The 8,928-nt window shown below is 66.4% G+C and carries 7 protein-coding genes and 1 pseudogene; 4 read left to right on the top strand and 4 right to left on the bottom strand.

The annotated features are described in order from the left end of the window. Positions 1-47: 47 nt before the first annotated feature. On the top strand, positions 48-611 hold the full coding sequence (locus AKL29_RS15140) for a nitroreductase family protein (RefSeq protein WP_050384842.1): 564 nt from the start codon (positions 48-50) through the stop codon (positions 609-611). 114 nt (positions 612-725) lie between these two features. Here AKL29_RS15140 and AKL29_RS15135 read toward each other — a convergent pair whose 3' ends face one another. Beyond that, positions 726-3,209: a putative bifunctional diguanylate cyclase/phosphodiesterase gene (locus AKL29_RS15135; protein WP_050384749.1), complete on the bottom strand. Its 2,484-nt coding sequence runs from the start codon at positions 3,207-3,209 to the stop codon at positions 726-728. 178 nt (positions 3,210-3,387) lie between these two features. Beyond that, entirely contained in the window at positions 3,388-4,464 is a 1,077-nt protein-coding gene (locus tag AKL29_RS15130; protein WP_028336153.1) for a hypothetical protein, read from the bottom strand. Between the two features lie 268 nt (positions 4,465-4,732). Between AKL29_RS15130 and AKL29_RS15125 the strand changes: the two genes are divergently transcribed. Continuing rightward, positions 4,733-5,779, top strand: a complete 1,047-nt coding sequence (locus tag AKL29_RS15125) for a patatin-like phospholipase family protein (protein WP_050384748.1) — start codon at positions 4,733-4,735, stop codon at positions 5,777-5,779. A 3-nt stretch (positions 5,780-5,782) separates the two neighbouring features. Here the strand turns inward: AKL29_RS15125 and AKL29_RS15120 are convergent, their stop codons facing one another. Then, positions 5,783-6,211, bottom strand: coding sequence for a CBS domain-containing protein (locus AKL29_RS15120; RefSeq protein ID WP_028336151.1), 429 nt, complete (start codon positions 6,209-6,211; stop codon positions 5,783-5,785). A 192-nt stretch (positions 6,212-6,403) separates the two neighbouring features. Next, positions 6,404-7,201 carry a rhomboid family intramembrane serine protease gene (locus AKL29_RS15115; protein ID WP_050384747.1) on the bottom strand — a complete coding sequence of 266 codons (798 nt, stop codon included), beginning with the start codon at positions 7,199-7,201 and terminating at the stop codon, positions 6,404-6,406. Between the two features lie 486 nt (positions 7,202-7,687). Between AKL29_RS15115 and AKL29_RS15110 the strand changes: the two genes are divergently transcribed. After that, a complete protein-coding gene (locus AKL29_RS15110) occupies positions 7,688-8,242 on the top strand; it encodes a PAS domain-containing protein (protein ID WP_050384746.1) in 555 nt (184 codons plus the stop codon). 129 nt (positions 8,243-8,371) lie between these two features. Then, positions 8,372-8,928 (top strand): annotated as a pseudogene (locus tag AKL29_RS44870) (adenylate/guanylate cyclase domain-containing protein); the annotation flags it as partial.

Genomic DNA, 8,928 nt, shown 5'->3' with positions numbered 1-8,928 from the left:
GTCGTGCCCCCAAGATGGGGGCACGACTCCCCTTGAAGGACAATTCCGTGCCCGATGCCATTGAACTCCTGAAGACGCGCCGCTCGATGAAACCGCGCGAGATGACCGGCCCGGGCCCGTCCGCAGCCGAGCTCGAGACCATTTTGACGATCGGCGCGCGCGTGCCTGACCACGGCAAGCTCGCGCCCTGGCGCTTCATCGTGTTCGAGGGCGATGCCCGCGCGCGGGCCGGCGACGTGATCGCAAAGGTCTTCGCCCGGAAGAATCCCGGCGCGCCGGCCTCCGACATCGAGGTCGAGAAGAAGCGCCTGACCGACGCGCCGCTGGTGATCGGCGTGGTCTCCTTCACCAAGCCGCACCCGAAGGTGCCGCCGTGGGAGCAGGAATTGTCGGCGGGCGCCAGCGCGATGAACATCGTCATCGCGGCGACCGCGCTCGGCTACGGCGCCTGCTGGCTGACCGGCTGGTTCGCCTTCGACCGCGACGTGCTCGACGGCCTCGGCCTGAAGCCGGACGAGAAGCTCGCCGGGCTCATTCACATCGGCACCCCGACCAGGCCGAGCGAGGACCGCCCGCGCCCGGCGCTATCGGATATCGTGACGCGGTTCTAGGGTTACAGCCTTGTAGCCCGCATGAGCGCAGCGACATGCGGGACGCTCGTCCCGGGTATCGCTGCGCTCACCCGGGCTACGAGGGCCCTCGGGCTTGGCAATCGCAGAAGCGACTCAAGCCGCCTTCGACGCACGCTCGGCAAAGCCGCTCAGCAAGGCCGCGATCTCGCCGGCCGGCCTCGCCGCGCTGAACAGAAATCCCTGCACCTCGTTGCAACCTTCGGCGCGCAGCCAGTCGAGCTGGTCTGTCGTCTCGACCCCTTCCGCGGTCGTGGTGATCCTGAGGCTGCGGCCAAGGCCCGAGATCGCGCGCACGATCGCGAGGCAATCGGAGCGCCGCGCCAGATCCTTGACGAAGGAGCGGTCGATCTTGATCTTGTCGAACGGGAAGCTGCGCAGATAGCTCAGGCTGGAATAGCCGGTGCCGAAATCGTCCATCGAGATGCTGACGCCCAGCTCGCGCAGCTGATGCAGGATCGCGAGGTTGGCCTCGGTCTCCGCCAGAAACACCGACTCGGTGATCTCGAGCTCGAGCCGCCGCGCCGGCAGGCCGGAATGCGCCAACGCCGAGATCACGGCCTGGACCAGATTGCGGCTGCGGAACTGCACCGGCGACAGATTGACGGCCACTTTCACATCGGCGGGCCACTTGATCGCCTCGGAGCAGGCTTCGCGCAATACCCATTCGCCGAGCGCGACGATCAGGCCGATGTCTTCGGCGACCGGGATGAACTCTGCAGGCGAGACCATGCCCTTCTGCGGGTGCCGCCAGCGCAGCAGCGACTCGAAGCCAGAGATACGGTCGGCTGCGATATCGACCAGCGGCTGGTAGTGCAGCTCGAACTCGCCGTTGCTGAAGGCCGCGCGCAGATCTCGCTCCATGTCGCGGCGCTTCTGCGCCTGCTGATCCATCTCCGGTTCGAAGAAATGATGCACGCCGCCGCCCTCGGACTTGGCGCGGTACAGCGCCATGTCGGCATTGCGCATCAATTCTTCCGACGTCGTGCCGTCACCCGGTGACAGCGCGATGCCGACGCTGGCGCCGACCACGACCTCGAGCCCGTCGATGTTGTAGGGCGCGCTCAGCGCTTCGATCAGCCGTTCGGCGAAAGCGCTCGCCTCGTTCGGCGAAACGTCGGCCGCAAGCACGATCGCGAATTCGTCGCCGCCGAGGCGGGCCGCCACGTTGTCGTCGCGGACCACCTCGCGCAGCCGCTCCGCCACCAGCTTGAGCAGCCGGTCGCCCATCGGATGCCCGAAGGAGTCGTTGACGTTCTTGAACAGGTCGAGGTCGATGCACATCACCGCGACGCGCCTGTTGCCGCTGCGGCCGCGCTCCAGCGCCTCGCGCAGGCGCTCCTGGTAGAAATCGCGGTTCGGCAGATTGGTGAGACCGTCATGGTGCGCCATGTGCGCGATCCGCGCTTCGGCGGCGCGGCGCTCGGTGATGTCGACCACCGCGACCAGATAGCCGTCGCGGCCCTCGAACGCCACCTTGCGTCCGAAGGTCAGCACATGGATCTCACTGCCATCGGCCCTGATGTGCCGCCAGTCGCGGCTCGATTGATAGACGTCGCCGATCTCGCGCAACGCGGCGCTGTGCACGCTCCACTCATCCACCGGCCAGATCTGGCGCAGCGTCATGCCGAGAAACATTTCCCGGCTGTAGCCATAGTGCTGAACGGCGGCGTCGTTGACGCTGAGAAATTCCATCGTGCCGGCGTCGAACACCCACATCGGCATCGGGTTGTTCTCGAACAGCAGGCGGAACGACAGCTCGCGCTGCTTCAGCGCGGTGACGTCGGAGACGGTCAGCGACAGCATGTCGCCGAACGCCGTGACGCCGAGCCGCAGGCAGCGATCGCCGCTGTCGATCTCGAACTGCCCGCCCGGGCCGCCGCCGACAAATCCACGCAGACGGCTCATCACCGATGACGCCGCAAGCGGGTTGCCGCCGGCGCTGAGCCGACGCCACAGCAATTCGGTCGCAGGCTGCATCAGCAGCCTTGCGGCGCCCTGGTTGAGATGCACGATCTGGAAGTCGGCCGGCTCGCCGCGCGCATCGCGGATCGCGGCGAGCGACAGCACGCCCTCGTCGGTGGCCGAGAAAATCGTATCGAGCAGATTGTACTGCGCATTGCGCTCGTTGACGTAGACGCCGACCAGGATACCGCCCCAGCGCGACCGCGTCGGCAGCGCCAGCACGTCGAAGGTACGCACCAACCCGTCGCGGACGCAATGTGCCGACGCCAGATAGGGCCGGCAGTTCTCGCGCGCGTTTGCGGCGGCTTCGGTCAACGCGGTGGCGCAATCCGGCGGCAGGGCGCTGAGCGGAATGTCCCAGCGCTCGTCGTTCAGCCATGTCTGGACATAGCGGCCGGCGTGCGAGACGCTGAGCACGCCATCGACGCTCCGCAACAGCACGATATGATCCGCGAGCCGGCCGAGACTGCCGAGCATCACGTCTTCATAGTGCGGCAGCTTTTCGCCGGGACGGACCGCGGCCTGCCACTTGCGTTGCAGAACCGGTACGTCGGCGAACATCTCGGAATTGAATTTGGCCGATGCTTTTGCTGATTTCTTGTTGGCCATGACCATGGCGCGCCCCACGCAAACACTAGTCCCCACGACATCCAAGTCATGCCGCGGCTTAACGTCATGTAAAAATTAGGCAGGCCCGGCATCGCCGCGAGCGATTATGACGGCTCAAATTCGCGCGATGGTTAGTTCACATTAGAGACTATGACAGCTGCATGAAATGCGGGCCAGTCGGACGTCAGCGCGCCACGACCTCGACTTCGCCATCGACACCATTGACGACATTGAAGGGACGCTCGAACACCTTGCCTTCGTTCTTGGCGATCGCGCGATACTCGCCTTCCGAGAGCACGACGCGCGGGAACGCGCCGATCGATTCCTTGATCACGTCGCCGCCCGGCGTGATCACCGACCAGGCGGTGTTGGCAAGCGCCTCGCCGCCACGCTCGCTGACCAGCTTGAGGGTGATGACGGCGGCGCGATGGGTGACGGTGACGTCGGTCAGCTTGCCCGCTGCGACGCGAATGTCGGAGCGCACCACCGAGTTGGCGTCGCCATAGTTGGAGACGATGTAGTAGGTGCCCTCAGGCAGCAGCGCGACGTCGCCGGCGGCAACGTTCGGCACCATCGGTCCACGGTCCGAACCGTCGAACTGGCTGCCCTTGTAGATCGCGAACGAGATCTGGTTGGCGGGGATCTTGCTGCTGCCGACGCGGCCCTCGATCCGCAGGCCCCCGGCTGGCAGCACGAAGGACTCGCGGTCGGTCTCCGACTTCAGGTTGACAGCGCGCACCGCGCTGACGAGCCCGAGCGCGACATGGACGACATAGTTGCCGGGCGGCAGCACCACGTTGGGCGTCGCCCCGCGCTCTTCGCGGATCAGCTTGTAGGTGCCGTTGTCGTCAGGCTTGTCGGCGAACACCCGCCACACCAGCCCGGCATTGATGACCGGCAGGTCCTTGCCGTACCGCGCCGTCAGCGACAGCACCGCCTGCCCCGCGGCCGGCGACCCGGCCGGCGGCGCTGCTAACACCGGCGGCACCGTCGCAGTCGAGGGCTGGACGATGGTCGGCTGGTTCAGCGGGCCGGGCAGAACGGGCCCTGAACCACCGCCCGATGGCGGCGCCAGGTTGAGCGCCGGACCGGACGGCACCTCCGGGACCGAGGCGGGCGGAATCGGCGGCGGCCGGTCGCTGAAGAACTGTGCAGATACGGAACCGGGGATCAGGGCGAGCAAAAATGCCGCAAGCGTCAACAGCGGAAGGAGCCGCATGCCCCGCCCGCATCCGCCGATGCCGTTGCCCCTCGAAGTCATCACCATGCTTTTCAACGAAAACGCGGCAAATTCAAGCCTTCGTCCAAGGTGCGTCCAAGGCTTTGTCACAGTCCGGGCGGGCGCCCTCCGCCATTTGGAACCGCGCGATCAAGCCGATGTTAGCCCTATCGTCGCGGTCCAGTCACATTCCCTGCCTACCGCGGACTACCCGGGGCATGAATCATGCCTGTGGGACTAACCATGAAGACGGACGACGCTGGCGCAGCCATGCTGCGCAGCCTAGTCTCGCGCTGGCAGGAGATTTGTCGTGTTGGATAGCTGGATGGGCCGAGGCCACAAGAGCTCCGACGGCCCCGACAAGGTAGGCCTGGGAACGGTTCGCCGGCCGGTCATCGGGCTTGCGCTCGGCGGCGGCGCCGCGCGTGGCTTTGCCCATATCGGCATCATCAAGACCCTGCTGGCCCACGGCATCGTCCCCAATGTGGTGGTCGGCACCTCGATCGGCTCCGTGGTCGGCGGCGCCTATGCGGCCGGCCATATCGAGACGCTGGAGCAGTGGGCGCGCGGCCTGCAGCCGCGCAGCGTGCTCGGCTACCTCGACATCCGCCTCAACGGCTCCGGCCTGATCCGCGGCGCCAAGCTGGCCGCCGAGATCGAGGCCGCGCTTGGCCAGGTCATGATCGAGGACCTCACGGTCAAGTTCGCCAGCGTCGCCACCGAAGTGCGCACCGGGCACGAGATCTGGCTGACCCAGGGCCGCGTGGTCGACGCCATGCGCGCCTCCTACGCCCTGCCCGGCATCTTCGCGCCGGTCCTGATCGGCGACCGCTGGCTGGTCGACGGCGCGCTCGTCAATCCGGTGCCGGTCTCGGCCGCGCGCGCGCTCGGCGCCGAGATCGTCATTGCGGCGAACCTCTCCAGCGACGTGTTCGCGCACTCGACCACGATCTACAATCACGGCCCGTCCGCCGCGCCCGAAGTGACGGTTGCCGTGACCGCCGAGGCCGAGCTCGAGCCGGAGCCGCCGAAGCGCCGGTTTGGCCGCTTCTTCTCCGCCGAACGTACCGTGAAGCGGGAGTTTTTCGGCAGCGCCAGCCGGCCCGGCATTTCGAGCGTCATGGTCGACGCCTTCAACATCATGCAGGACCGCATCACCCGCGCGCGCCTTGCCGGCGATCCGCCTGATATGCTGATCTCGCCGCGGGTCGGTCAGATCGGCTGGTTCGACTTCCACCGCGCCGACGACCTGATCGCGCACGGCATCCGCGCCGCCGAACGCTCCATCAGCGCAATCGAGGAGGCGATCGACATCCTGGTGCCGCCGTCGAGCAGCGCGGGCAGCACCGGCAAGTAGCGCTCAGGCGGTCTTGATGTAGTCGCGCAGCGCCTCCTGCTCGCGCTCGTATTCCTCGACGCGCCGCTTGACGATGTCGCCGATCGAGATCAGCCCGACCACCTTGCCGTCCTCGACGACAGGAAGATGGCGGAATTTTCCCGTGGTCATCATCTCCATGATGCCGCTGACCGTATCGGACTCGCGGCAGCTCACGACTTTCTTGGTCATGACCGCGCTGACCGGTTCGTCCAGCGCGCCTGCGCCGCGCTCGCTGAGCACGCGCACGATGTCGCGCTCCGACAGGATGCCCTCCATGCGGCTCTGCTCCATCACAAGCACCGCGCCGATCTTGCGCTCGCCGAGCAGCTTGACCGCGGCCGAGAGCTTCGCGCCGGGCGCGACGCTCATGACCTGATGGCCTTTTGCATCGAGAATGGAACGTACCGTCATTGTCGGCCTCCCTGAATCCGCTCGTGCCCCGCGCCTTGGGCGGGTCGAGCCTGTTCGCCAGAGTCTTCAATCAACAGTTCCGCGCCGATTTCGGTTCCGGGGCGCGGCGAGTAGCAGGGCTCGATTGTCTGCCCGCTTTGTTTCTGCGTCGCAAAGATGATGGAGGAATTCGATCCAGGCCGCAAGCGGCGATCAGACGCGCCCCGACTGATCCACCGATGACGCATCCGCAGCATCGTCCCGCGTGCGTGGCACCGGATCGAACAACGAGAACAGCAGCAGTCCGGCGAGGAAGCCGCCGATATGCGCCTGCCAGGCGACGCTCGCGCCCTCGCCGCCGAGCGACAGCGAGGTGGCGCCGAACAGGATGTTGACGCCGAACCAGATCGCCAGGAAAGCGAGCACCCGTCCGTTGCGCAGCGCCCGCCACAGCGACAGCGCAGGCACCTTGGCCGCCGCCTCGGCATCGCCACGGCTGAACGACAGGAAGCTGCCCTTCACGAAGGCAAAGCGGATCGCCGCCGCCATCGTCCCCGACACCGAAGCCGACGCTCCGATCATCGGCGCGATCGCGTGCTCATGGGTCAACAGATGCGCAAGCGCGCCGGCGGCCGCCGTCACCGCCATGAAGACAAAGAAACGCAGCGCGTCGAACCGCCGCGCCAGCGCGCTGCCGAACGGCAGCAGCCACAGCACGTTGAAGCCGATATGGGTGAGGTTGGCGTGCAGCAGCGAATAGGTGACGAAGGTCCAGACCTTGGCGCCTTCGCCGCCCGGAAAGGTGATGTCGAGCAGCGTCGAATCGTAGCGCTTCGGGATGAAGCCGAAGACGTCGATGGTCCAGTTCTCCAGTTCCGGCGGCAGCAGCACCCGCAGATGGATCGCCGCGACCAGGAGGATGTAGGCGGTGAGCGCCGGCGGCAAGGTCAGGATCGGCTCGCGCGGCGCCTCCGGCGGCGGCGCGAGCGGGGATTCGGGATGGGAGTCCAAGGGGTCGGCGACCTCGATGCGGCGGTGGATCAGAGATAGGCGGCTTTCGCACCCCTGTGCAAGTGCACAATCCCAAAATCGGACACCGAGTCTCGCGCAGCCCGGAATCGGGACAAAAGAAAAGGGAGGGCGCTGAGAACGCCCTCCCTGATCGGCTGGTCTTCTCGTGCCCCGGAGGGATCGGGAGAACGTCCCCACCCCTCCCCGCACGGTGACCAAACTGTTTGACGCCACCTGTGTACCAACGGCGCCGGCGCTTGGGGCAGCCGGCGCGAACAGGAACGCGCGGACCCTACCCACTGGTTCCGCGGGGGCCAAGGACATAGTTAAATTTACGTTAACAACACAAAGCTGCCGATAAGCCGCCCAAAGCGCGGCCACGGCATGGACGCTGCACAGCCTTCCCTGCACAACAGAGAAGGGAAGGCGCCTGAGCGAAACCGGGACAGATGTGTCCCGCCGAGACAGGTGCCGGGCAAGGTTTAGATGAAACACAGCTCAAGCCGCGAGTTCTTCGCATATTGGAATGCGAAGCGCGGCACCGCACGTGCACCTGACCGGAGTGAGTTCGAGCCGTCCGCGATACGCGAACTGCTGTCCGACATCTTCGTACTGTCCTATGACGGCGAGACCCGCTTTCCGTTCCGCGTGGCCGGCACCCGCACCTCCGCCCTGCTCGGCTGCGACCTCAAGAACCGGAGCTTTTCCGCCCTGTTCACAGGTGCGAGCCGCGGCGAGATCGAAGACATCATCACCTGCGTCGTCGAAGAGACCCTGCCGGCCATCGCCGGCATCACCGCCACGACCGAGAGCGGCGCCAAGGCGCATCTCGAACTGCTGCTGCTGCCCTTCACGACCCGCGTCCATATGCCGGCGAGCCTCACCGGCCTGCTCGCCCCGTTCGAGGACGACGTCAGCCGGCTGCACGACCTGGTGCTGACCTCGTGGCGTTACCTGCATCCCCAGGAGCGGTTCATGCCTCGGACCCTGCGCAAGCTCGCCATCGCGCGCGGCTTGATGGTCTACGAAGGCCTCCGCTAGCCGCCGGCGCCCGCCTCGGGACGGGATGGCAGGCGCCGGTCGCTTGCACCCCGCCCCGCGGAACTCTATTAGCTGTCTGGCCGTCACGGCGGGGTGGACCCGCTCATTGCAGCTGCGGCCGGGCTGGGCATGTTTCGGAATTCGATCAGGCAGAAGATCGTCGGCATTGCCGCGGGACTCATCATCCTCGCGGTGATCACCTCGCTGCTGTCGATGGTGATGGCGGGCCAGGTCGGCCATCTCCTCGACGAGCTCACCAACCGCTACATCCCCGCCTACGGCCACCTCGCCCGTGTCAACATCCGCGCGCTGGAGCGGTCGCTCGCCATGCGCCGGATGATGATGGCGAAGATGCAGGCGTCGGGCGAAGACTCCGGCTACGAAAGCGCGCGCAAGGCCTTCGAGGAGATCGAGCCCCTGATCAAGCGCGAGGCCGACGCCGCACGCGTGCTGATCGATGCGATCATCGCCGATCCATCGACGCCATCCGACAACGCCGCGCTCGGACGCCTCGATGACCGCATCGACAATGCCGTCAACGACCTGTTGATGCGCCTGAACGCAGAGAACAAGACGCTGCTCGAGCAAATCGAGGCCAAGGACTTTGCGGCGGCGAAAGCGACCACGCTCCGCGCCGACGCCCTGCGCGACGACTTCAACACCAGGATCGAGGGCATCCGTGCCGA

Source organism: Bradyrhizobium pachyrhizi (assembly GCF_001189245.1).
In the GTDB taxonomy this organism is placed as follows: Bacteria; Pseudomonadota; Alphaproteobacteria; order Rhizobiales; family Xanthobacteraceae; genus Bradyrhizobium; species Bradyrhizobium pachyrhizi.
This window is presented reverse-complemented; position numbering and strand designations above follow the sequence as displayed.